Source organism: Streptomyces sp. NBC_00872 (genome assembly GCF_045161915.1).
GTDB lineage: Bacteria > Actinomycetota > Actinomycetes > Streptomycetales > Streptomycetaceae > Streptomyces.
In genome coordinates this window covers 2,971,183-2,998,026 of record NZ_CP108806.1, presented here as the reverse complement: position 1 = coordinate 2,998,026, position 26,844 = coordinate 2,971,183, and the positions used below count along the sequence as shown (strand labels likewise).

The following is a 26,844-nucleotide window of genomic DNA, read 5'->3' as shown; positions in this document are numbered from 1 at the left end:
TGATGGATCCCATCGCTTTGAGCTGATGGTTTCCGTTCCGATCTTCGTAGTTCCTTGTCACCCTCCCTACGGCCACCGCATGTGGGTGGTTCATGCCCGGCCACATCTTCGGTCCGGCCTTCGCCGCCGCCGTCCATACCTTTGTGCTCCGTGTCGGTCCCGTGCATGGGCCGACACCTGGTTGCCCCCTGTCACGCACCGAGGCGAAAGGCCGCGTGAACCGGAATGACATGGCGCACGTACCTGCAAGTGGCCGTACACCGGGAGAAAGAAACCGAGATGCCGCACGAGGAAAACGTCAGTGTGTCCAGGCGTGACAGCACGTCCAGCGACAATGAGCCCACCTTTGCGCCGCCAGTTTCGCCGATCACTGATTCAGGATTCGGTAAAATCGAGGAGCTGATTCAGCAAGAAAAAATTGGGGCGGAAACGGAGCGAACAATGGCTCGCAACGTCGCTCCGACGGGCCGCAGTGTCACTCCGGAGAACAATAATGCCGCTTCGGCCGACCGCACTGCGAGCCGGAGTGCCATGCTGAATCAGAGCAGAGGCGGGGTGGAATGGGGGAATGCTTCCAAGGGGGCGGTCGCAACGAGTTCGCAGTTCCCTACCAAGCCTCTGAATCCCCGAGCGGCGGCCGTCAGAGCGGCAGCTGCCGGACTGCGCAGCGGAGGTGCTCCGGGGCAGAGTAGGACCGCGGGAAATTCGCAGAATTCGACTGTGCCGAAGAGGTATGTGGTCCAGCAACCCGCTGCGAAGGGTAAGAGCCTGTGATTGACCGCCGTCAGTCCCGGTCGCGGAAACGGAACGGGGCGGCAACACGCCCCCTGAGATTCAGGACGAGGCATGAGGTGACGGGCCGACAGCGCTGTGCCCCGTTCACGTCGTTGGATGTCCGGGCCCGGCTTGAAGCCGGGGGGAGCACGCCGGGCCCGGAGGAGCGGAGGCGCTGACCGTCCGCTCCCCGCTCCACAGAGTGATACGAACGGTCACGGCGCGCGGTTCACACCGCCTTGCGGGGCGGGGAGTCCGGCGCGCCGGCCGCAGGAGGCGCGGCCTGTTCCCTCCCCGTTCCCTCGCCCGTGAACCCCGCCGACACACGCGACGTAGCCACTGCTTGTAGACAGCGCCGTGATCGCGGCGCACACAAGCAGGAAGGGACATCATGGCGAACTGGCGCTCCATGACGGTGGCACTCACCGCCGCCGCCATCATGCTGACGGCCGGCTGCGGCGGCTCCGAAACGGAGGACAAGTCCGACAGCGCGGCACCGGCGGCCCCCGTCGCTCAGGAGAGCCTGGCCGGCACGCCCTCCGACGGAGCGGACTCCCGCAACGGTGCCGCTGGTCAACTGACCCTGGCGAACGACCCGAACCTCGGGGCGATCGTGACGGATGCGACCGGGTTCACCCTCTACCGTTTCACCAAGGACGGCCCGAACCCCACGGTCTCGGCGTGCGAGGGCGACTGCGCGAAGCTCTGGCCGCCGGTGCCCGCCGACGGTGCCACCCTGCCGACGGGGCTCGACGCGGCGCTCATGGGTTCGGTGACACGGCAGGACGGCAGCACCCAGCTCACGCTGGCGGGACTGCCCCTGTACCGCTACGCCCAGGACTCGAAGCCGGGCCAGACCAGTGGTGACGGTGTCGGCGGCACCTGGTTCGCCTCTCTGCCCGAGGACAAGGTCCCGGGCCTCGACGGTGTTCTCGGTGACTCCGCGGATCCCACGGGCACGGGAACCGATCCCGGGGCCGGCGAGACCGGTGCGGGAGACGGCGCCGCCGCCGCGCTGCCGGGCCTGTCCGTCGTGGACGACCCGGATCTCGGCGAGATCGTCGTCGACGCCAAGGGCCGGACGCTCTACCGGTTCACCAAGGACACCGACTGGCCCATGACGACGGCCTGCACCGGTGCCTGCCTGGACAAGTGGAAGCCGGCCGCGTTGGTCGACAAGAACGACGTCGAGGGCATCGCCCCCAAGCTCGTGATCCCCTTCAAGCGTCCCGACGGAAAGGACCAGCAGACCCTCGACTGCTGGCCGCTCTACTGGTTCACCGGGGACGAGCAGCCCGGTGACATCAACGGGCAGGGTGTCGGCGGCACATGGTTCGCCGTCGCGCCGGACGGTTCGCTCGTCAAGTGACCCGGCACTCGCCACATCGAAGACCTGGACTCTCCGCGTAGTCATCGGGGGCGGCCCGACACCTGGTGTCGGGCCGCCCCCGGGCTCTGTCCCGGGCGCTCCGCCCCGCCCGGCTCCGCTCCGGGCGCACGCCTGCCCGCGTGGCCGGGGCGCTTCAGGGCTGTGGCACGGAGGCGGACCTGGCGCCCTCCAGGGCCCTGGCCGGCGAAACCGCCGAGACCAGAACGCTGTTGAGGCCGCGGCCCGGCTGGAAGTGAATCGCGTTGGCGGGGTCGCTGAGGAGAAGCCCTCTGTCCTTTGGCTGGTGGACGTCGCGGACCATTTCCGTGTGGAGGCGGGAGGCGCTGCCGCTGAATATCAGCACGCTGTTGTCGCGGTGTCGGCCGAAGGCGATCAGCCGGTCGCCGACCCGGAACCGTTTTCCGGCAGGGGGGCCGGCCCGCTCCACGGCACACGGGTTCGCGCCGTGCCCGGCGGGAGCGCACAACGGCCTCGCGGGGCACGGCGCGAGCGCCGTGCTGGGGTGGGTCAGGGGGTACGGGGTGAGGCGGGAATGGTGACGAGGGTTCTGCCGTCGGTGGTTCGGACGATGTATTCGGTGATCTTGTCGCTGGGGGTGGCGGTGCCGCCCACGGCGAGCAACTGTTTCTTGGCGGAGCCGGGCAGGCCGTAGCCCTTCGGGGGGACCTGCCAGGTGAGCGCTGTTTCCTCGGTGCCCGTGTCGGACACGGCGACGAGGGTGCAGCGTCTGGGCCCGTCGATCCCGGCGAGTTCCAGGAGGACTTCGGTGCCCCAGCCGGTGGAGCGGGGCTGGACGGCGGCGCGGATACCGGTGCCACTGGTGGCACGGAGGGTGTCCGGTCCGGTCGGCGGTGTGAGGGCGGTGGCGGTGGCGGTAACGGTGTCCGTCCCGCTCTGCTGGGTGAGGGTGGCTGTGCCGAAGCCGAGCATGACGCCCGCGAGGGCGGCGGCGAGTGCCCAGTTGCGGCGTCGGAAGCGCCCCGGGGAGGTCCGTGCCGCGGGGGCCGCCGGCGGGACGACGGTGAGCGGCGGGACGACGGTGAGCGGTGGGACGGATGCGGATACGGACGCGGCGGGGGGCAGGGGCGGTGTAATCGCGCGTTCGGCGGCGGCGGCGCGGACGGCGGCTTCTCGTAGCTCGGGTATCTTTCCCGTCCAGTCACCGAGGAGGTCTTCCTCCGTGACGACACCGACGGCCGTCACCATCTTCTGGATATCGTCTAAATCCGCGCCGCATGCGGCGCATTCTTGGAGGTGGCGGCCGACGCGCTGGGTTTCCTCAGTGTCGAGAGCGGCCAGTGCGTATACGGCCAGCTCCGATTTCTCCTGCTCACATTTCACCGTACGGTCTCCTGGAGATTGCGTTGGCCCCCCGGCGAACTAGCTCATTCTACGAACCAGTGGTCGGATTGGTTCATGAAGCGGTGACAAGAGCTGATGGGGGCCGCGGCGCGGGCGCGCGGACGGCGCGCTCGGGCGTGCGTCCGCGGCCGCCGGGCATTGCCCGGGGGCCGTTCCTCACACTGACGGCTCCCTGCCGGGAGTCAGTGGGTGGACGGTGTGTATCCGCGGTGGGTGAGTGCTTGTTTGAGGGCGCGGAGGGCGAGGTGGGTGCGGGATTTGACGGTGCCGGGGGGTATGCCGAGGGTGGTGGCGGTCTGGGTGACGGTGTGGTCGAGGTATTGGACGTGGAGGAGGATTTCGCGGTGTGCGGGGGTGAGGTCGTGGAGTGCTTCGAGGACGAGTTTTTTGGTGAGGGCTTGGTCGGTGTGTTCGGGGGCGGGCATGTCGGTGAGGATGGTGTCGGTGGTTTCGGGTGGTCGGGCTTGTCGTGCGCGGTGGTTGTCGATGATGAGGTTGCGGATGACGGTGATGAGCCAGGGGCGGATGCCGTTGGCGTGGGGGTCGAGGGTGTGGGCGTGTCTCCAGGCGCGGAGGACTGCTTCCTGGACGATGTCTTCGGCGCGGTGGGTGTCGCCGTTGAGTAAACCGGTGGTGACGCGGAGGAGGGTGGTGCCGTGTTTGTCGTAGATGGCGCGGATGAAGGCCTCGTCCGCGACACGCTGCCTGTCGGCGGCGGCATCGGCATCGGCACCTGAGTCGGTGCTGTCAGTGTCGGCATCGGTGGTGCCGGTGCCTGTGCCCGTGTTGGTGTTGGTGTCTTGTTTTTGTTTGTGATGGGTGCGTTGTCCTGGTGTTTGGTGGCGGGGTGGTGGGGGTAGTGCGGTGGAGGGTTCGGTTTCCTGCTGTGTGTGGGTCCGGTGGACCCTTTTGCTGTGCGTCATTCCCACATCTCCACAGCGCCCGGTGGTGGCCGGGTGCGCGAACGGCCTCTGTACAGAACGGGCCAAGTGTGTGGGTGGGTGCTTGCCGCTCGCTTAACAAGTGCTTGCCTGGTGCGGGGTGGTGGGGACAGCACCACGACAGCACCCCACCACCGCCTCTACGGTCGAGGACAGTGCGAGGAAACCGGAGTCCGCGTGCCCGGGGAGAGCGGCCGTACTCCGTCCTCGGGTGACAGGTCGGCAAGAGCGGGCGACAGGTCGATGCTGCCGTCACGGATGCCGGCGGCGATCGCCGCGAGAGGAAAGCGCTCGTGTGTCACCGCGTACGCGGCCACCACGGAGAGCGCGAGGGGCGAGCCGCCGCAATGATCGGCCAGGTCGTGCACCGCGACGGGATCGGCCGAAGCCCTTTTCCCGCCGATGCGGAGCCTCAGCACCGCACGGGAGTCCACGGCGGAGAGCGGTCCGAGCGGCAGGTGGTAGGCGCCTTCCCGGGTGATGAGCCCGCTCAGTTCGCCCCGGCTGGTCACCACGACGACCGATCCCCTCGCTCCTGGCAGCAGCGGCCGCACCTGCGCGGCACTCTGCGCGTTCTCCAGCAGGATGAGTAAGCGCCGGCCGGAGAGAATGCTGCGGAAGAGCGACGTCTGCCCCTCCGGGCGCTGCCGGAAACCGCGTGTGGGCACCCCCAGTGCCCGCAGGAACTGACCCAGCACGTCCTGGGGGCTCGCGGGCGCCGCGTACGGGCCGAAAGCGCCGAGATCGGCGTAGAGCTGTCCGTCCGGGAACCGCTGCGCCAACTGGTGGGCCAGGTTGAGGCCCACGGTCGTCTTGCCCATGCCGGCGGAGCCCTGGATCGCGATGATGACGCTCGATCCGGCAGACCGGGTGACCACCGAGAGCGCCTCCGAGAGCTGGGCCCGCCGCGCGCAGATGAACGACGGCGGAGCGGGAAGCTGCCGCGGCACCGACGCGGAGCCCGGTGGCCGGACCGGAGAGCCCGGCGCGGCGGCCGGGGGGCGACCCGGTGGATCGCCTGCCACGATCCGCTCCCGCAGCCGCTGAAGCGCGGGCCCGGGGTCCACGCCCAGGGTGTTGGCCAGCGTCCTGCGGGCATGGCTGTAGACGTGGAGTGCGTCGGCCTGCCGGCCGCTCTCGAAGAGTGCGAGCATCAGCAACTCCCGAAAGCGTTCGTCCAACGGGTGCTCAGAGATGAGGCGGTTGAGTTCGGCGACGGATTCGGCGGGGGCCCCGGACGCGATGTCCGCCGAGATCCTCTCCACGACGGCCGTGAGCCTCAGCGGCAGGATGAGCCGGCGCTGCCTCTCCGCGTACTCGCCGGCCATCCCCGCCAGCGGCGGGCCCTGCCACAGACGCAGGGCATCGCGGAGCCGCTGTGCGGCTTCGGCGAAGTGCCCTTCCGCGCACAGCCGTTCCGCCACGGCCAGCAGGCGCTGGAACCGGCCCACATCGACGCTGTCGGGAGGAGGCGAGAGCTGATAGCCGCTGCTCACCGTACGGATGAGGGAATCGGTGTCCTCGCCGGGGCCCGCGAGGCTCCGCCGCAGATGGTGGATATGCGCGTGCACCGAGTTGAGGGCGGAGGCCGGGGGAGCGCTTCCCCATACGGCCTTGATGAGTTCGGCGGGTGACACATAGGTCCCCTCGCGCAGCAGGAGAACGGCCAGGACCGCCTTGCGCAGGGGCGGGCCCAGCGGAATCTCCCGGTCCCCCCGCCTCGCGGTGACAGGTCCGAGAAGTCCGAAGTGCAGTGCTTCAGCCATGAATCCCTGGTTCGCGTGTGGGGGAGGACGGGCGGAGTGCTGACGCGCCCTCGGAAGTCCTGGGACCGGCCCCGGCGGACCGACTCCCCTTCCCGGCCGGGACATTCATCGGCCGTGGTCGGAGAGGGGGGAGTCGGCTTGCCGGGGGTTGGGTCACCGTTCGGCGTCAGCCGTCACGGGATCCATCGCCGGCGCGATGTTGTGGTTGTTGACCCGGAAGAGATTGGCCGGGTCGTACAGCTTCTTGATCCTTCGCAGCCGCTCCAGCTCTTCCGGGGCGAAGATGTCGTCGGCCGTCGTCTCCCGGGAGGCGAAGTTCTGGTAGGTACGGCCGGTGGCCCAGGGGCGCAGCTCCGCCATCAACGCCTCCATGACCTCGGTGCCCGCGCCGGTCACCTCGGGCGGGCCCACGGTCGCCCCCCACACGGTGAACCGTGCCTCGCGCGCCGCGACGACGCTCGCCCCCACGTGACTCTCGCCGAGGGCCCCGCCGAGATGCCGTATCTCAAGCACCGTGACAGGGCTGCCGGAATGGGGACCGGTCCGCGCGACGACGGTGTCGACGGCGGCGCCGGGCAGCGTCGCCAGCAGGGTGCCCTGCTCCTCGTAGGGCGCCGGGTCCGTCGGGTCCTGGTGCACCGCCGCGAAGGCGCTGTAGGGCTGCTCGCCGGTCGTGTCGATGAGGGCGGGGGCGACGGTGCGGAAGGGGGCGATGAGCTTCTCCGCCTCTTCGGCCTCTCCCAGGAAGGCGATCCGCACATGGACGGTGAACCTGCCGCGGAGCATCTCCGGAACCTCGGGGACCGGCGGGAAGTTCAGCAGCGCCACGGAGCAGGTGAGTTCGTCCGGAGCCCGCCCGACGACGTCGCGATAGGCGTGCAGTACGGCGGCTGTGTGCTCGGCGGTGTAGAAGATCCCGCCCCCGTAGAACGAGGTCACGGGGAAGAGGCCGATCTCCATGCTCGTCACGACGCCGAAGTTGCTGCGGCCGCCGCGCATGCTCCGGAACAGCTCCGGTTCGCTGTCCTCGGTGAGGTGGCGGAGCTGCCCGTCCGCGGTGACCACGTCGATCGCGCTGACGTGATCGGCGGCCCATCCGTACTTCCGGCCGAGAACCGGGCTCAGCCCCCCTCCCAGTACGTATCCGACAACGCCCACTCCGGGGGACGAGCCGTTCAGGGGGGCGAGCCCGGCAGTCCGAGCGGCCTCCACGACATCGCCCCACACGGCCCCGGCCTCGACGCGGGCCGTCCGCCGCGCCGCGTCGATCTCGACCGCGCCCATCCCGCGTGTGGTGATGAGAACGAACCGGTCGGCCAGAGGGAACGGCTGATGGCCCGTCGCCATGACGCCGACGGGGAGGCCGTGTGCGGCGGCGAAGCGGACAGCCGCCCGCACATCGGCGTGGTCGGCCGCCGCGACGATGAGCAGGGGGCGGTGCTGCGAGCGCAGATTGAACGCGACGGCCTCGGCCGTGTAGCCGGGATCACCGGGAGTGAAAAGCGAACCGGTGAGCTGGGACGCCAAGGCGTCGACCGCATCCTGATGGATATCGGCGCAGAGGTGGGGGTCGGTCATTTCGGTGTTTCCTTTCGCTGCGAAGCAGAGTTGAATCGGCCGGACCCGGGGTCGGTTTCCGTACCGGAGCAAGAGCAGCGTGGGGGGCGATGCCTTGCGATGCATCCATCAGGAGACAGCGGGCTGTCCTGGCGCTGTCCTTTCTCTGATCCTGTCTTGTCCGCCTTTTCCCGTGAGAAGATCCAGGGCCGGAACGGATTACTTGACCAAGCTTCCGTCGGGGGCCACCACGAACCACTCGCCGTCAATTCCCTGGCCATTCAGATCACCGGCCACGGCGTCACCGACGTAGTAGTAGAGCGGCCACTCCTTGTAGGTGACCTGGAACGCTCCCTCGGTCCGCTTGATCCTCGTGAGGAGCGACTTGTCGGTCTCTCCGGCAGCCTGGGCGTCGGACGGGCTGGTCAGAGCGGGCCATGCGGCGATGCAGTCGGCGCTGCAACTGCTCGCGCCGTCCTTGTCCCTGGTGAATCCGTAGAGGGTCCTGCCGGACTGGTCCACGAGAATCTTGCCGAGTTCGGATTCCACGGTCTGCACCGATACGGGCTGCTGCGAGGAAAGCGGCTTCTTCGTCCCGCTCGTGCCGGAGTCCCCGTCCCCACCACTACAGGAGGTCACTCCGAGAAGGGACAGCGAGAGGACGGAGGCGAGCGCGAGGGCGCGGATACGCATGATTATTCCTGGAAGTGAGGACGCCAACGTTTCTGGCGTGGTCGGGTGGGCGAAGGATCGGCTGATCCGGTTGTCAGGTTCTGGCGATGTGCCACTGACTGCGGTTACGGACCGGTGGGAGAGACGGTTCACTCGTCCGCTTCTCACGGGCACCGCCCTATTCCCGGGCACCGGTTTTCTTCCGCCGCCGGTACCGGGAATATCGGCGCTCGTCCCTCATTCGGAAACGGCGTCGGCCGTCCAACGGTTCACTCCGGCCCGGCTGACGGCTTCGAACCCCGCGTGGGAGCCGGGGCTTTGAACCACTCGTACCGCAGGCGGCTCGGAACCCTCGTCGGTCCCCTCCGTACCGTCCGTCAACCGGCGGACGGCCGAGGGGCGAGCGGCGCGGCGAGCGAGACGTCGAGGAGCAGGGGCGGTGTCACGGCCGCCCTCCCTTCAGGCGGGACCCCCGTGCGCCGTACCGGGGCATACGTTCACCGGTGGGGCGAGGGACGTGCCGCACCGGTGAACGCGTACGGGCGACCGGGTCGGCGGGGCCTCGGGCACCGCTCTCGGTCCCGCCGCGCCGCTGTCGGAGGAGGTCTCCTCGTCGACCGGGCTCCCGCCGTCGTGGTGTGTCTGCTCCAGCGGGAGGTTGAGGACGGCCATGGCCCCACGCAGCGAGCTGACATCGACGGTGCCGTTCCGCTCGGAGGCCGTCTTCCACACCTCCCGGAGGGTCGTCGGCCCGTAGAGGCGCAGGATCAGGGCGAGGACGGAGGACTGGTCGGGCCGTAGGGAGCCGGGTTCGAGGGAGAGCGCGTCCCTGACCGACTCCTCTCCCACCAGGGTGTGGGCGCTGTGTTCGAGGCGCCCCTTCACCTTTCGGGGCAGGGGCGACGATGCCCGTGCGTACGCGCTCGCGCGGTTCACGGTGCCGCGCCACGGCGTCGCGCCGTCTTCACGCGGGTTGTGCTTCGGCATGGCGGAGTTCTCTCGTAACTGACATTTATCGGTTGTCCGTGCCGTGGCCGCCGCGAGGGCGCGGGGACGTCGTGACGGCTGGATCCAGGAACCCGGGGACGTGGCGGGTACCTGGAGCCAGGCGTCTGTCGCTCTTTACGCTGGTGGCCCCTACCCGACGCCGAAGTTCAGCGCCTTCTCCTCGGGAACCGGCATGTCCATGCCCTTCTGCCACTCCTTCTCGCCGAGCCGTTCCCGCAGATGCCCGACCGTCTGCTCCACGGTCCGTCGGACGGAGGCGAGGTCGACGCCGAGCAGCCGGTGCTGGTGCTTCACCACCCTGCCGTCAACCAGGACGCTGTGGACGTCGGCCCGTTGGGACTGGAGCACGACGTGTCCGTGGGGGTTGAGAAGGGGGAAGGAGACCGGGGAGTTGTCGTTCTTGATGAGGACGAGGTCGGCCTTCTTGCCCGTCTCGATGGTGCCGAGGTCGTGCGAGCGGCCGAGGGCGTCCGCGCCGCCCCGGGTGGCCCAGGCCAGGACGTCGTGGGCCCGCAGGCTGGTGTGGGTGAGGGCCTCGCCCGCCCCGTGCGCCTTGGCGTGTTCGAGGGAGCGGTCCGAGGCGAGGGTGGCGCGCATCGCGGAGAAGAGATCGGCGCTCCACCAGACGCTCGTGTCCATGGACAGGGACACCGGGATGGAGTGGGCGCGGGCCGCGTGGGTGGGCGGGTACCCCTGTCCGGCGTGCTGCTCGCTCTCCGCCGATACGGAGATGGAGCCGCCGGTGTCGGCGATGCGCCGGTAGGAGTCCTCGGTCAGCGAGGCGGCGTGCACATAGATGGTTCCGGGAGTCATGAAACCGTGCTCGTACATGACCCGGATGCTGCTGTCGCGCGGGCCTCCCCACACACCCGCGTGAGTGGTGACGGCGGCGCCCAGGTCGCGGGCCACCTCGAAGGCGGGCCGCTCGGGGAACGCGGGGTCGCCCGTGACATCGATGGCGAGCTGGAGGTCGAGCATGCCGTCACGCGGGACGCGCCGGTCGAGGAAGGAGCGGAGGGCGGACTCGGTCGCCCACTGGGCGGGGGCCCGGTGGAGGTTGCCGTAGGCGAGGACGAAGCGGGCGGGTACGGCCTGGAGCGCGTCCACGGCGGCGTCGGCGTGGTCCACGGTGCGCAGACCGTGCGACCAGTCGACCGTCGTGGTCACTCCCGCGTCCATGGCCTCGGCCGCGGCGAGCAGATTGCCCGCGTAGATGTCCTCCGGTCTGAAGTGTCTGCCGTGGTCGAGGAAGTACCAGACGTAGTACTGCCCCAGCGTCCAGTCGGCTCCGTAGCCGCGCATGGCGGTCTGCCACATGTGGCGGTGGGTGTCGATCATGCCGGGTATCACGATGCCGTCCGAGGCATCGATGACGACCGTGTCGTGGGGGACGCTCAGATGCGGCCCGATCGCGGCGATGCGGTCGCCCTGGACCAGTACGTCGGTACGAGGCAGCACGGTGCGCGGATCGTCCATCGGCAGCACCGTGCCGCCTCGCAGGACAACCGGTCGCCCTGACCGGAAAACGGATTCGTCGAACATGAGGAACTCCTTACGGTCATACGCCCACACCGATGCGCGGGCACGCGCCGCCGCGATGGGTTCTGCAGTGCTGCCGATGCGTCGGCCCACCGGTCGGGGACGACCTCGCGTCCGCAAGCCAAGCGACCTTCTTCTCCTGCGGCCGCCGCCACTGGCGAAGCCAAGCGCCGTAAGCGCGAATGAAGTTGGCGACTCCGGCGTGGCCGGATCCGAAACGCCAGGCACGAACGGGCCCGCCGCCCGGGAACGGGCGGCGGGCCACGGCCGAGGTCCTGTCCGGTCATCATGGCCGCTCGCGGTGTGGCAGGCCGGTCCCCCATCCCGGGAGACCGGCCCTCAGCCGGTCGGCCGCCACACGAAACCGCGGCGGGGCGTGACCTGGTGCCGGCCGCGCCGACCGGACCGGTGCGGCCGGCGGGCGCGGTCGGACGGCGGACGCGGTCGAACGGGCGAAGGACTCCGCTCAGCGGCCCCCGTTGGAGCGTGCGGGGCGCTGACCGCTCTGCGGCGTGTTCCCCGCGCGCTGGAGGGGATACCCGGTTTCACCGGTGCCCCCGGTGTAGGCGCGCGGAGCGGCGGGGGTGCGAGGAGGGGCGGGGTGCCGCCCACTTGCGGCCGCCAGAGGGTTGTACGTTCCCGACGTCCCGGCCACGTTTCGACCCTCATGGCCGCGATCGCCGAAGGCGGTCCGCCGCGCGAGGTCTTCGACCGGAGTGTGGTGCCGCGCGGAGCCCGCGGCGTATTCGTCGGATCCGGGATACGCGGCCCACGCTGCGGAGTTCACGGTTGAGGAGCTGTTCTGTGCGGCCCAACCTCCTGAACCGGGGTACGCGGCCGACCTGTCCCGGTTCGTGACAGAGGAAAAGTGTTGGGTGGAACTCGTCGAGACGGCAGCGCCATTATCGCTGTACGGGGTGTGCGGCAGGGGGGCCGTGGTGTGGGCGGCACGCTGTATGGAGTCGGCGCGAGAATACGTGGAAGAGCTCTGGGGCGCGTCATACGAACGACGGGCATCCCCCATGTCGTGCAGAGGTAGCACCGGCTCCTGCTCCGCGGGCTTTCCGTGGTAGGCGCGGCTGGCATCCCAGAGGGTTCTTCCGCCGGCTATCCAGTCCGATGCGCCGGTGGACCTTTGATGCGACTTCTCCTCTCCCGTTGCTCCGTATGAACTCGTTGCCGCTCCGGCGAACCCCATGGCAGCGGATGCGAGATTCCCCCTGTCGACCGGCAGACCCTTGCGCCAGTTCTGCACCTCTTGTGAAAATTGATATGCGCCGCCCAAGAACTGAGCGCCTGCAGCGGCCTGACCGAGTACCTTACCCGGCTTTCCTTCCACCCAACTTGATATGCCCCCCACTACTGTGGGGAGTGCATCGATGATTGCGACAGTGACGATGTCATGATGCCTGCGCATCCACTTCCCCGCGCTCTTGCTGTACTGCTGGACCGGGCCCTCTTCGGGGACTGCCGCATAGTGCGTATCGGTGTTTACGTCATATACACCCACAGTTCCCGAAGGCAGTTTGGGACTGTCGGCAGGGACGGACGCGGATGACGTCGTGACGTGCACGGAGCTGTCGGAGGGGCTGATTCGTATCGAGCTGTAGGCCGAGTAGTAGGAGGTCTGGCTATCGTCGGAACTGCCTTCGGAACCTTCGCGCTTTGGCATCTTTCTGACCCTTTCCGAAAATCAATGGGGCATGGCGGCTTTCGACCGAGTGACCCGATGGCGCCTGCGGTTATCCGTCTCTACGTCGCTTATTCGGGAGGGGTTCACTTGATGTGCGGGGAAGTTGGGACACTCGGCTGTGCGGGTTGACGGGTCGCTCGGCCTCCCAGATCGCTTCACAAGGCTTCAAGTTCTCGCCGTACCCGCGCCGCTTCGCCCGTGTCGAACCCAGCCGGCGGAGGCGGTGGTGGCCCGCTGCCGCAAGGAGCAAGGACCGACTGGAGCCGCCGGCCCCAGGGCAGATCGCCCGGCTGGCGGGCGAGGCGGTCAGCACCTTCGAGGAAGGGTTCTGCGTGGCTACGGTGGGTCGGCTGTCCGCGGCGCCCCGGTCCTGGCTGGACGACCTGATCGCCGAGGACGCCGGCACGGACGCGGAGAGCGAGGGCGGCGAAGGAGTATCCCTCGGAGCTGCGGGCGGCGGCGGGACCGGTGCGGTACACGCTGCTGTCGATGCTGTGCCATGTGCGCGAGACGGAGATCACCGACTCGCCGGTGGAGTTGTTCATCCAGCTCGTGCAGAAGATCAACACGCGCGCGGAGACGAAGGTCGAGGGCGAGTTCAACAAGGAGCTCAAGCGGGTCCGGGGCAAGGGGGGCATCCTGCTGCGGCTGGCGGAGGCGCCGGTCGCGGAGCCGGGCGGCACGGTCCGCAAGGTGATCTGTCCGGTGGCCGGGGAGTCCATGCTGAAGGCTCTGGCTGCGGAGGCCGCGGCGAACGAAGCCCGCTACCGGGCCCGGTCCGTGCCGGCCTGGGGCAGACGCACACCCCGTGGATCCTCGGCTTCGACGCCGTCGGCGTCGTGGAACTCGTAGGGCCTGACGTCACCACGCTCGCACCCGAGCCACCAGCTCCGTCTCCGCGGGAATCTCGCTCAACCCGGACTCCCGCAACGACACCGACACCCTTCCCGCAAACGCAACAGCGGCCCTCACCACCCACAACCAGGCGATGAAGGCCGCTGTCACGCAAAATCGCTGAGCCTTTTACAGACAGTGTCCGTTATGAAGGCGGCCCCGGATTCCAGGTGCACGAGGCGGAAGCGGTGCTTTACCGCGCCCTGCCTGACTGCTGACCACTCCGAGGAGCGACCGGGCTGCTCACAGCAGGGGATGGCCTCTGACTGGTCTGAGAGGATTGTGCGGAGTTCTGCCCCGGATTCGGCTGCGCACTCGGAGTACTGCCGGCGGCAGCGCTCATCTGGTTGCTGCCCGGACCTTGTCCGCGATTCCTCCTCTGCTGGGTGACCCTTCCTGCCGCCTGAGACAGACTCGCGAGGTTACTCAACTGCGAATTGTTCAAGCTTTCACCCCGAGGGGGCGGGTACAGGGGCGGCAGTTCCTGAGGTGTTGCCGGATACGCTGGGGGCAAAGGCTCGAGGCTCGGAGGCGGCGACTCCGAATAGTGCCTACTTCCGTCATTTGCGAACCTGTTGTAAGGAGGCGGCGACTCGTCGAGCATCTACTTTTCACTTCCTTTGTGAGTAACGCGCCGTCCTCGCGGCGGCATTTGCTTGCTTGTACGTCTGGCCGGTGACGCCGGTTCACGCGCGGCGCCTGCGGCTGGTCAGGTACCGTCCATGTCCACCAAGGGGGGCAGCTTGGGGCGGTAGCAGCCGGGCGAGGGGGCGCGGGGTCTCGTAGAAAGGCCATGACGGGGCCCGGGAAGTTGCCGTACCGGATCCACCAGGGGACGGGACGTCTTCGCCACCCACTGCACCACCAGCCGGTCCTGCGCCGGCATCTCCCCCTGTCCCGGCCGGAGCGTGACGAACGCCCAGTGCCGCAGGGCACGGCGCGGCAGCTGCCCGTTCGGCCGGCAGGCTGCTCAAGCTGAGGTGCGGCGCCGTGGCGTCCGTTCAGATCCATACCCGCTTCCCTCTGATCGGCGGGAGCATGGCTGCCCGGCACATCCACTCCAAGATCCCCCTGCGAGAGGGCACTCGGGCAGCGTCTGGTTGACGAGCACGGATTGTCAGACGTTCGGCCCGGCTTCCGTCACCACTGGTGATACCTGGTCCCGGTGTGGCTAGTTGTGGTCCGTGGCGCGCTATGCGCACTTGCATGCGCCCCGACATCCCGAACTACCGTTCCCGGCCAGCCAGGGCACGGACACCGTGGGGGGACGCATGGCGAGAACCGCGCGACAGATCCTGAACACTCTCAGCCGCTCGACGAGCGTTCACATCCACTCGACGACAGAACTGGCCGCGCACGTGCATTCCGCGGCGGCAGTTATCGACAAGAGGCGTCGGCAGAAGGGCCAGGAAGTCGTTCGCAGGAAGCCTGAGCTGCGGCCGGTCGCGCTGACCGAGCACGGCCGGTCCATTGAGCTGACGCCGTGGCAGGTGCTGCACGCCCTGGCGCGCGGCTACGTGCTGGCCGCCCAGGGAATGGGACGCGGGCTCGCGGAACACTGGCTCAGCCTGAAGTTCTGCGAGGCACTGGACGGCAATCGCGCCGGCGCCATGGCCCTCACCGACAAGGGCCGCTCTTCCGAGAGCTGGTACAAGGGCATGCAGGCCCGGGAGCTGGCCGTCGGCTTCGGGCTCGCCGTGGCGGAACACCTCGTGCAGCAGCGCTACCCCGACCACATCGTGTCGGTTGTGGACACGAACACGGTGCTGCGAGCCGGCTGGCCCCTGAGCGTCTCGCAACGGAACAAGGGCTCACGGCCCCGGCCCGACTACATCATCGAGGCGTGGAAGCCCGGAGAGCTGTCGAAAGTCACGCTCGTGGCCTGCCGGGGAAACCACCAGAAGCCGAGCAAGCGGACCGGCCGAACCCGCAGCACCACCATCCAGCAACTGGTCAAGGGCGCGGAACTGACCGAGGGTATGCAGATCGGCCCGTGGAACACCACGCCGTGCCTGATGCTGTCCACCGAACTCATGGGCCAGGGCGGGGTCGTGGTCAACGTTCTGCAATCCCCCGGCGAAGCGCTGCTCCCCCTCCGCACACCTGGCGCTCCGGGAAACGCCGACGAGGAGATCGAGGACAGACCCGGAATCCCCTACCCCAACGCCATTCGCATACCGGCCCGAGATGGCAGACGGGCGCGGAAGGTCGACGGCTTCCAGGTGGGCGAGGACGACCTCGCCTGGTTCGGCCAGCTCCTGGCCCGTACCGCAGCCGCCGGCCTGACAGCTTTCGCGGGCGGAGGAAGACATGCGGTCCGGTATCTCACCGACCGCCAAGGACGAGCCCACTACGACGTGCCTGCCTTCGCTGCGACATCGAGCATCGACGACGCGGACTTGGAGGTCGCCGACACGAGGTTCGTGGGCACGGACAACGTATTCCGCATGGGGGCCGCGCGCATCGAGGCATTCTCCGGAATGGAATCAGGACTGTACAAGATGATCAAAGACGGCAGCGTCGAAGAGTACCGGCAAGCGGCCTACGAACTCCGCTCCAAACGACGCGACCCCCTTGAAGCCAGGAAATGGAACGACCCGATCTCGTTCCAGGGCGACGGCACCGTCATGGCCCTGAGCATCCTGCCCATCCGCAAACGACGCACGCTCTGAACCAACAGCTCACGAGATCACGGTTCTCCTGCACTCGCCGCTTCGGATCGCGCAACATAGCCCGGGATCGCCGGTTGGCCAAACCGGCGATCCCTCACATCATTGACAGTCCACCGCCACGACCTGCCCGCACGCCGAAAGGCCGTATCCCAAACTCAACCTCACAACTCCACATGACCGCCGCCTGTAATCACGAGCAGGCGGGCAGAATTGCCACGCCCACGTCCAAGACGCGATCGGCTCAGTCCGTGGTGCGCCTCCCAAGGCTTTCGCAGGAGGATCGCAGCCTCCACGCCGAGCACTTCCACGGGCGCCACCGGTGTCATTACCCTGGCATGCGCCTCGCCAGCCTTCACCCGTCCGTCCGCCGCCGTTGGCAACCCCGCCCGGCGTCCGACTCACCTGTTCGCTGTCGAGATTTGTGAGGTGCCGGCCTTCTGGCCAACACCGGTCAACGCGTGGGTCGGCGCGCGGTCGCCACTACCGCACCGCGTCAGCGATGGGCCTCCCACCCGGCCCGCCGGAACCCCAGCACGGACACATGCCCTCAGGGCGTCCGGACGAAAAGCGGCGGGACACGCCCGTCAGCCACCGTTCGCCCTGTAACCACGCGGGAGCACCCCCGCCGGCACCGGCACACAACCGGCTCGCTTGGCCTGTCCGCGCACTCCTGACAACCTCCCTGTTCGATTGAGGGGCGCGCCATAGACCCCTACGCTTGTCCGAGGAAGCCGCGATCTACGTCATGGCGCGTGGATCGGCCACGACAGGGAATGATCCGGGCAAGGTGGGCGAATTGGCCATTTCATTCTCGCGGGACATGCGCGGGGCGGCGGGCCTGACAAGCTGTCAGGTAAGCCGTTGACCTGCGAAAACACACGGGAATCGGACGCCTCCGGAGCCGTGTGCGCAGGTTTGAATCCTGCCGGGGGCACTCCGGAAAAAGCTCCTGACCTGTAGAAAAACAGGTCGGGAGTTTTTGCGTACCTGCCAAACGCACACGGTCTCTTGACCGTTGCCGTTGTTCGAGCAATCCAGCGCTTCCGGCGTTGGATCTCGCCCCTCTCCTTGGCACGTTCGTCCAGCGGGATGTCTGTGCCGGCCGGGATCTGGCCATTGAGGAACAGCCAGTCTTCCGACACTGGCCGGGGCGCGCTGCAGAAAGCGGAGAAGCGTGCCGCCACCCGTCCGTCGTCGATGTCGGCACCGCGGCCGGCTGCGTGGGCCACTCGGCTCAGCCCGCTTGGTTCACCTCACCTCGCGCGAGAGCACGCGCTGCCTACCACAATTGAGTTCGTCGGCGAGGTCGCTGCGGAAACCGCGAACTCACCGGGGTCGGTACGCTCCCGCGGCGCCCTGCGGTAGCCAACCGACGCTGTCACCTGGGCCTCCACCAGCATCTCGGGCATGGCCGCGGATACCGAGGTGGGTCGGTGGCAGCAGTGGGAGCTGGCGGCGCCATCGCAGCAGGCGACGAGGCGCAGTGTCCACAGCAAGCGCCTGAAGAAGAAACATCCATGAGGTGGACCCGACGGTGGCCATGTGGACGGAGATGGCCGTTGAGCACGTGACAGGCCTCCTTGCTCGGGATGGCAACCTGCTGGAGATGGAAAAGGTGCAACCAACTTCCCCAGAGCGGAGTGTTTGGGCGGTCGTAGGGGATGGATTCGGAAATTGAACCCTGCGCTGATCACCGTGACGCTGAGAGTTGCTGAGCTGGAGAACACTGCTGCGACTATAAGTCGGTGCCCGCCGGGGGGGATTTATCAAACAGCAGAACGGCGAGAAGACTGCGGAGCGTATGACCGAACTTCTCAACCCGGCAGCAGCCGGGTTAAACAAGGCTCAGCCCCTCCGCGAGGGGCGTTAAACTTGCCCGGGGCATATCATTCAGCAGCCCGGACAGCGTCAATGACGACAGAAGTCGGACGGTCTGAGGCTGTCGCACCGCGAAGCCTCCCTATGCCCTCGACGTGAGGTGTGACGTCTGCGAGGTGAGCCGCCAGCACTACCCTCTACGCTCCTCTCCATGGCCTATAGCGAAACAACACCTGCCGTGGCCCGAGCGCGTGCGCGATGGGGGACCGCCGTAGCGGTGGTCCTCGTCCTGTCACCGTTCGGCGCACGGCTGTTGACGCTGGCGGGTCTGCTTCCCGTGGGCGCGTCGGTGATCTGTGCCGTTGTCGGCGGACTCGCTGGTTTCCTCTTGCTTCCGGAGCTGTGTCAGGAAACCCGATTGGTCCGTTCTTCGATGTCTCGTGTCACCGCCCGGACGCTGACCGGAGAGCGTTCAGTGGATCTCACGCGTATAAGGGATGTTCGGCTGCTCACCACCTTCAGCTATGGCGGAGCCTCTCACGCTGTTGTGGTACGTGACCGGGATGGCGTGCGTGTCGGTCTTACCGCGGTCAGGAGCCAACGTGCGCTTGTGCGTGCGCTGACGCGTGTTCGTGACGCGAAGGGAGGGCCGAGTGTCAGTCCGGCGGCACGCGCTCACCTAGGTCTTGGAGTGCGCTGGCATCGGAAGCTGCACACCGTCATCATCTTCCTCATGCTGGTGATCTCCGTCTCCCTGTATATCGGGATCGTCCTCAAGCTCGCCGGCTTTTGAGCAGCAGATAGCGACCAGAGCCACCCGTACATGCTGCGGGACCTCAACTACCGCTAAGACGAAGCCGGAAACGTCTCCCGGGTCTCCGACACCACCAACCTCGGCGGGGCATCCGCGGGCGAAACCCGGTGCTTCCTCTGCGACGGACAGCGCCGCCTCACCGAAGCCTGGACCCCAAACTTCCCAGAACTGCTCCGACCCCCGCAGTGCCGCGAACCTCTCCGGACCCGCTCCCTACTGGACCAGCTACAGCTACAACCAGGCCGGCCAGCGCGCCACCGGGACCAAGCACGCCACCGGCGGCGACACCAACACCACCTACTGCTATACCGACGAGGCTCCCCACGCTCTGAGCGGCACCAGCGGCACCGCCAACCGCGGTAGTCCCGAGCGCACGTACGGCGTCGATGAGACCGGCAACACCACCAGACGACGCCGGTGGCGAACTCCTCATCCGCTCCACCGAGAACGGCGAACGTGTCCTCTACGCCGGCACCACCGAACTCCACCTCCGGCCCAACGGCACCACCTGGACCCAGCGGCAGTACGGCAGTGACGGTCTCACCGTCGTCCGCTCCAACCAGACCGGCAGCAACGAGCTCACCTACCTCGCCGGTGACCACCACGGCACCCAGACCCTGGCCGACGACGCCACCGACCAGACATATGTGAAGCGGTACTTCACTTCCTTCGGGGACCAGCGCGGCGAGACCACCGGCGGGGCCTGGCCGACCGGCAAGGGGTTCCTCGGCAAGACCACCGACACCACCACCGGTCTCACCGGCGGCGCTCCGTGCCCCCGCATCCACAACCCCCGGTGCGGCGAGTACTACGTCCACGGCCGAGGCGGCAGAGTCTCCCGGGGAGAGGCACAACGCCTGCAGAACCAGGCGTACCACCGTGCACAGGCTCAGAAAGCGATCCAAGCGGCGGAAGCCGCCGAGCGAGTCGCCAAGGAACGCTCCCGAGCGGACGCACAACGCACCCAGGCCGAGAAGGGATTCTGGGAGACCGCCAGGGACTGGACCACCGATACCTTCGGCACCCGGGACGGCCGACAGAACCGAGTTCTACCGGCTGTCGGGTTCGGTGCGTGCCTCGTCGTCTCCGCCGGCATGTGCGTGGTGGCTGGAGTCACTGCGGCGACTGTCGCGTACGGCGGTGACAGGCTCAGGACCGGCGAGTTCGATGGTGCGGGATATGCAAAGACGCTTGCCTGGACTGCCGGTGGGGGCCTTGTCGCCGGTGGCGCGGCACGCGCCATGGGGGCTGTCGGCTGGCGTGGTGCATTCTGGGGCAACGCGATAGCGAGAGCTAAGGTCAGAGTCCCTACTCACCGCACGAAACTGGGGTACGGCACTGGCCCAGGCGGAGGTCGTAAGGGGTTCGCGACACAACCTGGGTAGTAGTCGATCCAAGCAGGACTCTGCTCAATATGGGAGTTAACTCCCAGCTGTCGTGGGGTTTTTGCGGTGCTGGCGCTGCCAGTGCCCTGACGGGAAGGGGATGCTACTACTTTGATCAGCGCACGAAGGAAGGCGACGCAGGACGTATGTGTGGTTCTGCGTCGCCGGTCCTGGCCCGTATTGAGCTGGAGTGCGGTCCTTGTCTTCTGGGGTATTTACTTCCTCGGCTTGGCGAGGAATGCGACGCGCGGCGGATACCATGATCTGTGGCTGGTTCTGTCGGTAATGTGTGCCGCGACTTTCCTTGTCCGGAGAGTTGGCAGCTGTCGTGTGATGCTGTCGCAGAAGTATATGCTGATACATAACCCGCTGTTCATTCACAGCATCCCCTACTCCAAGGTGCGGGCCGTGCAGATCGGTTCCGCGGGTGGCGTGGAAATTGAATTGTGGACCGAAGGGCAAATTCACCCCTTCGCATATACCGGGTCACTTCTCGATCTCTTCTTCAAGACGAACGAGTGGGCTGTGGCAGAGATCCAGAAAAAAGTGAGCGCTGCTCCTGAAGAGCATGACGGGGAGCTGAGGAGAACGGTTCGAAGGTGCTGGTCGTCGGACATCCCACTCCTTCTGGCGATCCCGGCCGCAGCAATGGCATTTCTATTCTCTTAGCTGTGTTGTCCCTTCCTTGTGCGGTCGTCGCGGGGATCCTCGGGGCGTAGGGGGGATCTCAGGGGTAGAGGCCGGCCCGGAAGGTGAACGAGACGAGTTGCGCTCGATCACGTGCGCCGACCTTTGTCATGGCCCGCACGGCGTGTGTCTTCACGGTGAACGGTGAGACGTGCAGCTGGGCCGCGATCTCGTCGTTGCCGAGACCGCTTGCGACGAGAGCGATCACGTCCCGTTCCCGGGGGGTCAGAGCGTCGAAGCGTCGCAGTAGTTCCTTGTCGATCACCGGGGGCGGGCTGTCGGTCATGTGACCGATGAGCGCGGCCGTCGCGGCGGCGGACAGCGCACCGCCACCGCCGACGACCTCGGTGATTCCGGCGACGAGTTCAGCGGGGCTCACGGTCTTGCTCAGGAAACCGTTGGCGCCCGCGCGGAGGGCGGCGAGAACGATGTCGTCCTGGTCGAACGTGGTCAGCACGATCACCCGCAGCTTTTCGGGTGGGTGCTCCTTGCGGATCCGGCGGGTGGCTTCGACACCGTCGATGCCGGGCATCCGGATGTCCATCAGGACCAGATCGACGGGGTGGGCTCGGAGGAAGGGGACGGCCTGGAGTCCATCGGAGAGATCCCCCACGACAACGAGACCCGGGTCGAGCAGAAGCATCGCCCGGATGCCGGCCCTTATGTCGTCCTGGTCGTCGACGATCAGAATTCGCGTCATCGGACGACGGCTCCCAGGGGGCTGAACTCCGCATGGACCCGGAATCGCCCGCCGTCACTGTCGATCGTCAGCCGCCCGCTGGAGGACTCGACGCGTTCGCGCATTCCCACCAGTCCTAGTCCGCTGCCCGAGTCGGAGCCGCGCGTTGAATGACCGACGCCATTCTCCACGGTGACGCAGATCCTGCCGTCGCGCTCGCGTATATCCACCGTCGCTGTTCCCTCTCCGTGCCGGTAGGCATTCGTGAGTGCTTCTTGAACGACCCGGTAGACCGTCACGCCGACGCTGGGCTCCACGAAAACGGCGGGGATGTCGATGGAGGGGCGGACATCGAGGCCGATGCTCTCGAAAGAGGCGATAAGTCCTTCCAGGCCGCTCAGCGCCGGGATCGGCCGGAGCGCCTCGTCGTCGGAGATGTCGTCCTCGCGACGGAGGAGAGTAAGGATCCGTTGCGTCTCGACAACGACGGTGCGGGCGCTGGACCTGGCTGATACGAGGGCCTGCCGGGACGATTCGGAGTCTTCGGGAAGCCCGATCTCCGCGACACCGAGATGCAGGCTCAGCATCGCGACCTGGTGGCCGATGACATCGTGGAGGTCCCGGGCGATACGGAGCCGTTCCTCGGTCACTCGTCGGGTGGCTTCGATCTCACGGGTCGCGATGGCGCTTTCGGCCCGTTCCTCCAGAATCCACCAGTGGTCCCGATGGATGCGAAGCGCGCCCCCGGTCGCACCTCCGGCTATGGCCGAGAAGAGGGCGGCGGCGCCCACGACCGCTCCACCACGGAATCCCCCCAGCGTCATGTACGCGCCCAGGAAAAACGCCGCCACGATGACGGTTCCGATCAGCGGCTGCTTTCCCCTGAAGGTGATCGAGAACAGCACGAGCACCGCCATCATCCACACCGACAGGGGATCCTGGCCCACCGCTGTGACGGCGAAGGACGCCGCGCTCGTCACGACCAGTCCAGCCCACGGCCTCCACCATGAGAGGGCGACACCGCCACCGGCGAGCAGTACGGAGAGGACCGTCGGCCAATCCGATCCCCTCAGAATCACTGCCACGATCTGGCCGGTGAACACCAGCGCGGCCACCGCGTAAGCGACGCGGTGGAGCAGCTCGGGGCGGCGGATCCACAGGGGAGTCGCGGGCCCGCTCTGATCGTTCTGTGCCTTGACCATGACCTGATTCTCGTTCGCGCGTGCTGAGGCCGTGTACTTCGGACGATGTACACGTCGAACCTACTTCCACCGGGGAGCGGGAGAACTACTTCGTTCGAAGTACACGGCCCTGCCCGAGGACCCCGAGACTCCTCGGCGAGGCAACCGCCTCACACCATCACGCAGGGACACCCCATGACTCGGACCACCGCACCTTCGACGACTACGACGACCACGACGGCCCCTTCCCGGCGCCGATCCTTCCGGCGCACCGCCGTCATCGCGCTGTCGGCACTGACCCTCGCCGCGATCCCGATCGCCGCACACGCCGTGAATACCGGCCCAGCGGCGACAACCACAGGCACCCACGCGGCGGGCGCCACGACCCACGACCGCCCGAAGCCGACGGTCGTACTGGTGCACGGCGCGTTCGCGGACGCTTCCGGCTGGGACGGTGTCGTCACCCGGCTGACCCGCGACGGCTACCCTGTCCGCGCTCTGCCCAACCCGCTGCGGGGGCTGGCCTCCGACAGCGCTTACATCCACAGCTTCCTCGACACCATCCCGGGCCCCGTCGTGCTGGTCGGGCACTCGTACGGCGGTGCGGTCATCACCAACGCCGCGGCCGGCGAGAAGCAGGTGAAGGCTCTGGTGTACGTGGCCGCCTTCGCTCCGGACTCCGGCGAGGACCTCGCTGCCCTGAATGCCCGACCGGTCGCCCATCCGGCGCCGCCGCTGCCCGCGCAGCCGGTCCCGTACACCCTTCCGGGCGGCAGCTCCGGTCTGGACCTCTACCTCGACCCCGCGAAGTTCCGGGCGGCGTTCGCAGCGGACGTCCCGGCGAAGACCGCCGTTCGGATGGCCGCCGGGCAGCGGCCGATCGATGCCACCGCACTCGCCGGTGTCACCCCGGAAGCGGCCTGGCGCACGGTCCCGTCCTGGTATCTGGTGGCCAAGCAGGACCGCGCCATCTCTCCCGACCTCGAACGCTTCATGGCGGCCCGCGCCCGTGCGCACGTGACCGAGATCAACTCTTCGCACGCGGCGATGGTCAGCCATCCGGACGCCGTGACCAAGCTGATCGAGGCCGCCGCCCGCGCCACCGACTGACCTCACCCGGCCGCGACCCACCCGGCCGCGACCCTCCCGGCCGCGACCCACCCAGCCACCCACCCCACCCAGCCACGACTGCGCCCGGCCGGGCGCTCAGGCGCCCGGCCGCACCTCACGCGAGACACCAGCTCGGCCGCCGAGTCCCCGACGCGACGATTCGGGGCGACGATCACCAAGGGGAGACCCCATGACCCGGACCGCCATCACTTCGACCACGACCACGACCACGATCACGACGACGCCCTCCGGGCTCCGATCGCTCTACCTGCTCCGAGTCGTCTTCTCCCTGATCTGGGTGGCACTCGTCCTCACGACCTCCGCCTCACTCGTGTCGAGGGACGAACCCACGGTGATCGCGGCCGTGCTGCTCGTCGTCTACCCCCTCTGGGACGCCATCGCCACGCTCCTCGAACGTCGCATGGCAGGCACAGAAACAGACACAGGCACAGACTCAGACACCGGCACCGGCTCCACGAGCCGCGTCACCGCCGTCAACATCGCTCTCGGCCTCGCCACCACCATCGGGATGATCATCGCCGTCTTCTCCACCATCGGCACGGTCCTTCTCGTCTTCGGCGTCTGGGCCCTTCTGTCCGGGGCGATCCAGCTCGTCGTGGCGATCCGGCGCCGGCGCACCGTCGGCGCCCAGTGGCCCATGATCATCAGCGGCGGACAGTCCGTCCTCGCCGGCGCCGCCATCGCCGGCATGTCCGCCTCGGCGACGAGCGGCTTGTCCACCGTCGCCGGATACTCGGCCTTCGGCGCCTTCTGGTTCCTCGTGTCCGTCATCGCCCTGGGCAAGCGCGGCCGAAGCGGCCACTGACGACGCGGGCGCCTTCCACGCCGATGGCCCGACGGTCCGACGGCCCGATGGCCTGATGTCCTGAGGCCGAGCGCGCCTGTCACCAGCGCGCCTGTCACCAGGGAGGAAAACAGCGCCGGACAGCGTGACCGCGTCAGAGTCTGACGCGTGCGGCGATGGGCAGATGGTCGCTTCCTGTGGCGGGCAGTGACCAGACATGGGTGACGGACGCCGCTCGGGTCAGGATCTGGTCGATCCGCGCCAGGGGGAAAGACGCGGGCCAGCTGAGCGCGAATCCCGAAGCGGGCGGGTTCAGCCGTGAAGTGACCGGGGCCAGGCCGCGGTCGTCCACCGTGCTGTTGAGGTCCCCGAGCAGAATCACCTTCTCCAGTGGCTCGGCGGCCAGCGCCGCGCCGAGAAGAGCGGCGCTCTCGTCCCGCCATGCCGAACTGAATCCCGTGGTCAGGCCGAGGCGGACCGAGGGCAGGTGGGCGACATAGACGGCGATATCGCCCTGAGGCGTTCTGGCGGTCGCCCTCAGTCCCCGGTCCCAGCCGCTCCCGATCCCCTCCGGCTTGATGTCCACGCGCCGTATGCCGACGAGCGGATACCTCGACCACAGACCGACCGTTCCCATGGCCGTGTGGTGGGGATACTCCGGCGTCAGGACCGCTCCGAACGCCGGCCTGGCGGAGGGCGTCAATTCCTCCAGGGCGATGAGATCCGCCCGTGCCTCAAGCAGCTTCCTCGCGGTGCCCGACGGATCGGGATTCACATCGCTCACATTGTGCTGGAGCGCGGTGACGTCGTATTCCGGGTCGGACGGGGAGAGAAGCAGACCGCCGAAGAGGCCGAACCACGCCACCACGGGCAGCAACAGCACAGGCAGTACGGCGACGGCTGAACGGCGCACCAGCGCCAGCCCCATCAGTACGGGGACGGCCAGGCCGAGCCAGGGCAGAAAGGTCTCCAGGAGACTGCCCAGACGGCCGACCGTATTGGGTACGGCGGAATGGAAGATCAGCAGGCAAGCTGTCAGCAGGGAGGGGAGAACGAAAACGGGTCTCCAGATTCCGCCGCCGGGCGGGACCCCGCCGCCGGGTGACGGCCGACGAGACCTCGCCGCTCGCGCCCCCGGTGCCGTACGGTCCGCCCGCCGTCTCGTCCACTCCCGCACCCGCACCCGCACCCGCATCTGCACCCGCACCCCATCGATCCCGTTCGGCATCACTCGCGTCGCGGCCATCGGCACGATGGCGCACCTTGCGACGACGCGGAGGGCACAGATCCGGTTCCCGGCCCGCGCCGCCCCTTCCAGGTCGGGGGCGACGGTCCGGCGGCGGGTCCCCCGGGCCTTCAGCGGAAGTCGTTCAGCCAGTCGCCCGGGATCAGGTCGCGGATCTTGTCGAGGTCCGCTTCGGTACGGCCGCGGGCGAAAAGGCCCATTCCGTGGTCACACAGCAGTACGTCGGGCCCCAGGAACCACCGGGTGCCCGGGGTCTCGTCGGGCGGATAGACCGGGAACGGCAGCCGGGCGCAGTTCCGCTCCAGTACGTCCGTGCCGTGGTCGTCGAGGTCGGTCAGGAAGTCGCAGAGCTCGCCGTCGGCCTGCACGGACTCCGCGAGAACGATCTCGACGAAGGCCAGGGAGAGCCGCTCCAGCCAGCCCTCCCACTTCTCGGCATCCTTGTCGGCCAGGTCCGCCCTGATGAGCACGGCGGGGTCCTCGGCCGTCAATTCGCCGAGAAGGATCCCCCAGGAAGCGGCGCCCTGGTTCTCATGGCGGAAGACGAGTGCTTCCCCGGCGTCGTCCACATACAGCTCGGCCGGGCTGAGCAGGACATCGTGGTTGCTGGTGAGATCCGGGCGGCGGCCCAGCAGCAGATACGCCTCGCGGAGCGCGAGGGGCAGCCGGAGGCCGAGCCTCCCCTCGGCGGCCGTGAGATCCGACTCGGCCCAGCCGTCGTCCTCACCGAGCGGCCGCAGCCAGTCCGCGACGAATCCCCGGATGAACTCCCAGGCACCCGCGCGGCTTTCCACACCTGTGGCGAGTGACCGGACCATGTCGAACTCATGTGTCATGCCGCGACGATATCG

The 26,844-nt window shown here is 67.9% G+C and carries 19 protein-coding genes and 1 tRNA gene; 9 read left to right on the top strand and 11 right to left on the bottom strand.

The window, feature by feature from the left end:
• Positions 1 to 1,165 precede the first annotated feature (1,165 nt).
• Complete coding sequence (locus OG214_RS12700) at positions 1,166 to 2,143, top strand: SCO0930 family lipoprotein (protein ID WP_405984792.1); 978 nt, start codon at positions 1,166 to 1,168, stop codon at positions 2,141 to 2,143.
• Between the two features lie 528 nt (positions 2,144 to 2,671).
• Here OG214_RS12700 and OG214_RS12695 read toward each other — a convergent pair.
• The 7 genes from OG214_RS12695 to OG214_RS12665 all read right to left on the bottom strand — a co-directional run bounded on the left by OG214_RS12695 (position 2,672) and on the right by OG214_RS12665 (position 11,012).
• The gene (locus OG214_RS12695) at positions 2,672 to 3,370 is read right to left on the bottom strand and encodes a hypothetical protein (RefSeq protein ID WP_405984791.1); all 699 of its coding nucleotides are present in this window, start codon (positions 3,368 to 3,370) and stop codon (positions 2,672 to 2,674) included.
• 338 nt (positions 3,371 to 3,708) lie between these two features.
• Entirely contained in the window at positions 3,709 to 4,449 is a 741-nt protein-coding gene (locus tag OG214_RS12690; protein WP_405984790.1) for a sigma-70 family RNA polymerase sigma factor, read from the bottom strand.
• Between the two features lie 158 nt (positions 4,450 to 4,607).
• Entirely contained in the window at positions 4,608 to 6,233 is a 1,626-nt protein-coding gene (locus tag OG214_RS12685) for a BTAD domain-containing putative transcriptional regulator (RefSeq protein WP_405984789.1), read from the bottom strand.
• Positions 6,234 to 6,386: 153 nt separating this feature from the next.
• Positions 6,387 to 7,811: an FAD-binding oxidoreductase gene (locus OG214_RS12680; protein ID WP_405984788.1), complete on the bottom strand. Its 1,425-nt coding sequence runs from the start codon at positions 7,809 to 7,811 to the stop codon at positions 6,387 to 6,389.
• 198 nt (positions 7,812 to 8,009) lie between these two features.
• Complete coding sequence (locus OG214_RS12675) at positions 8,010 to 8,483, bottom strand: hypothetical protein (RefSeq protein ID WP_405984787.1); 474 nt, start codon at positions 8,481 to 8,483, stop codon at positions 8,010 to 8,012.
• Positions 8,484 to 8,921: 438 nt separating this feature from the next.
• The gene (locus OG214_RS12670) at positions 8,922 to 9,449 is read right to left on the bottom strand and encodes a hypothetical protein (protein ID WP_405984786.1); all 528 of its coding nucleotides are present in this window, start codon (positions 9,447 to 9,449) and stop codon (positions 8,922 to 8,924) included.
• Between the two features lie 150 nt (positions 9,450 to 9,599).
• Entirely contained in the window at positions 9,600 to 11,012 is a 1,413-nt protein-coding gene (locus OG214_RS12665) for an amidohydrolase family protein (RefSeq protein WP_405984785.1), read from the bottom strand.
• A gap of 2,158 nt (positions 11,013 to 13,170) precedes the next feature.
• Here OG214_RS12665 and OG214_RS12660 point away from each other — a divergent pair.
• The 6 genes from OG214_RS12660 to OG214_RS12635 all read left to right on the top strand — a co-directional run bounded on the left by OG214_RS12660 (position 13,171) and on the right by OG214_RS12635 (position 20,954).
• Entirely contained in the window at positions 13,171 to 13,554 is a 384-nt protein-coding gene (locus OG214_RS12660) for a hypothetical protein (protein WP_405984784.1), read from the top strand.
• A gap of 1,313 nt (positions 13,555 to 14,867) precedes the next feature.
• Entirely contained in the window at positions 14,868 to 16,268 is a 1,401-nt protein-coding gene (locus tag OG214_RS12655; RefSeq protein WP_405984783.1) for a hypothetical protein, read from the top strand.
• Positions 16,269 to 17,125: 857 nt separating this feature from the next.
• Positions 17,126 to 17,202: transfer RNA gene (locus OG214_RS12650), tRNA-Arg, on the top strand.
• Between the two features lie 1,095 nt (positions 17,203 to 18,297).
• Positions 18,298 to 18,879: a hypothetical protein gene (locus OG214_RS12645; protein ID WP_405984782.1), complete on the top strand. Its 582-nt coding sequence runs from the start codon at positions 18,298 to 18,300 to the stop codon at positions 18,877 to 18,879.
• 407 nt (positions 18,880 to 19,286) lie between these two features.
• Positions 19,287 to 20,285, top strand: a complete 999-nt coding sequence (locus tag OG214_RS12640; protein ID WP_405984781.1) for a hypothetical protein — start codon at positions 19,287 to 19,289, stop codon at positions 20,283 to 20,285.
• Positions 20,286 to 20,435: 150 nt separating this feature from the next.
• Entirely contained in the window at positions 20,436 to 20,954 is a 519-nt protein-coding gene (locus tag OG214_RS12635; protein ID WP_405984780.1) for a hypothetical protein, read from the top strand.
• Positions 20,955 to 21,012: 58 nt separating this feature from the next.
• Here OG214_RS12635 and OG214_RS12630 read toward each other — a convergent pair whose 3' ends face one another.
• Positions 21,013 to 21,672, bottom strand: a complete 660-nt coding sequence (locus tag OG214_RS12630) for a response regulator (protein ID WP_405984779.1) — start codon at positions 21,670 to 21,672, stop codon at positions 21,013 to 21,015.
• Positions 21,669 to 22,766 (bottom strand): sensor histidine kinase, encoded by a 1,098-nt coding sequence (locus OG214_RS12625; protein WP_405984778.1) that lies wholly within the window; start codon positions 22,764 to 22,766, stop codon positions 21,669 to 21,671. The genes OG214_RS12630 and OG214_RS12625 overlap by 4 nt, the downstream gene beginning before the upstream one ends.
• 261 nt (positions 22,767 to 23,027) lie before the next feature.
• Between OG214_RS12625 and OG214_RS12620 the strand changes: the two genes are divergently transcribed.
• Together OG214_RS12620 and OG214_RS12615 are read left to right on the top strand one after the other, a co-directional pair.
• Positions 23,028 to 23,942 (top strand): alpha/beta fold hydrolase, encoded by a 915-nt coding sequence (locus OG214_RS12620; protein WP_405984777.1) that lies wholly within the window; start codon positions 23,028 to 23,030, stop codon positions 23,940 to 23,942.
• Between the two features lie 190 nt (positions 23,943 to 24,132).
• Entirely contained in the window at positions 24,133 to 24,768 is a 636-nt protein-coding gene (locus tag OG214_RS12615; RefSeq protein WP_405984776.1) for a DUF308 domain-containing protein, read from the top strand.
• Positions 24,769 to 24,901: 133 nt separating this feature from the next.
• Here the strand turns inward: OG214_RS12615 and OG214_RS12610 are convergent, their stop codons facing one another.
• A complete protein-coding gene (locus tag OG214_RS12610) occupies positions 24,902 to 25,942 on the bottom strand; it encodes an endonuclease/exonuclease/phosphatase family protein (protein WP_405987488.1) in 1,041 nt (346 codons plus the stop codon).
• Between the two features lie 161 nt (positions 25,943 to 26,103).
• Positions 26,104 to 26,829, bottom strand: a complete 726-nt coding sequence (locus OG214_RS12605; RefSeq protein WP_405984775.1) for an SMI1/KNR4 family protein — start codon at positions 26,827 to 26,829, stop codon at positions 26,104 to 26,106.
• Positions 26,830 to 26,844 lie beyond the last annotated feature (15 nt).

Excerpts from the sequence above, each read along its gene's own strand:
- OG214_RS12605 (WP_405984775.1), bottom strand. The coding sequence starts at position 26,829 with ATGACACATGAGTTCGACATGGTCCGGTCACTCGCCACAGGTGTGGAA.
- OG214_RS12685 (WP_405984789.1), bottom strand. The coding sequence starts at position 6,233 with ATGGCTGAAGCACTGCACTTCGGACTTCTCGGACCTGTCACCGCGAGG.
- OG214_RS12655 (WP_405984783.1), top strand. The coding sequence starts at position 14,868 with ATGGCGAGAACCGCGCGACAGATCCTGAACACTCTCAGCCGCTCGACG.
- OG214_RS12630 (WP_405984779.1), bottom strand. The coding sequence starts at position 21,672 with ATGACGCGAATTCTGATCGTCGACGACCAGGACGACATAAGGGCCGGC.
- OG214_RS12680 (WP_405984788.1), bottom strand. The coding sequence starts at position 7,811 with ATGACCGACCCCCACCTCTGCGCCGATATCCATCAGGATGCGGTCGAC.
- OG214_RS12690 (WP_405984790.1), bottom strand. The coding sequence starts at position 4,449 with ATGACGCACAGCAAAAGGGTCCACCGGACCCACACACAGCAGGAAACC.
- OG214_RS12610 (WP_405987488.1), bottom strand. The coding sequence starts at position 25,942 with ATGCGGGTGCGGGTGCGGGTGCGGGAGTGGACGAGACGGCGGGCGGAC.
- OG214_RS12640 (WP_405984781.1), top strand. The coding sequence starts at position 19,287 with ATGAGACCGGCAACACCACCAGACGACGCCGGTGGCGAACTCCTCATC.
- OG214_RS12645 (WP_405984782.1), top strand. The coding sequence starts at position 18,298 with ATGGCCTATAGCGAAACAACACCTGCCGTGGCCCGAGCGCGTGCGCGA.
- OG214_RS12670 (WP_405984786.1), bottom strand. The coding sequence starts at position 9,449 with ATGCCGAAGCACAACCCGCGTGAAGACGGCGCGACGCCGTGGCGCGGC.
- OG214_RS12675 (WP_405984787.1), bottom strand. The coding sequence starts at position 8,483 with ATGCGTATCCGCGCCCTCGCGCTCGCCTCCGTCCTCTCGCTGTCCCTT.
- OG214_RS12620 (WP_405984777.1), top strand. The coding sequence starts at position 23,028 with ATGACTCGGACCACCGCACCTTCGACGACTACGACGACCACGACGGCC.
- OG214_RS12615 (WP_405984776.1), top strand. The coding sequence starts at position 24,133 with ATGACCCGGACCGCCATCACTTCGACCACGACCACGACCACGATCACG.
- OG214_RS12700 (WP_405984792.1), top strand. The coding sequence starts at position 1,166 with ATGGCGAACTGGCGCTCCATGACGGTGGCACTCACCGCCGCCGCCATC.
- OG214_RS12665 (WP_405984785.1), bottom strand. The coding sequence starts at position 11,012 with ATGTTCGACGAATCCGTTTTCCGGTCAGGGCGACCGGTTGTCCTGCGA.
- OG214_RS12695 (WP_405984791.1), bottom strand. The coding sequence starts at position 3,370 with ATGGTGACGGCCGTCGGTGTCGTCACGGAGGAAGACCTCCTCGGTGAC.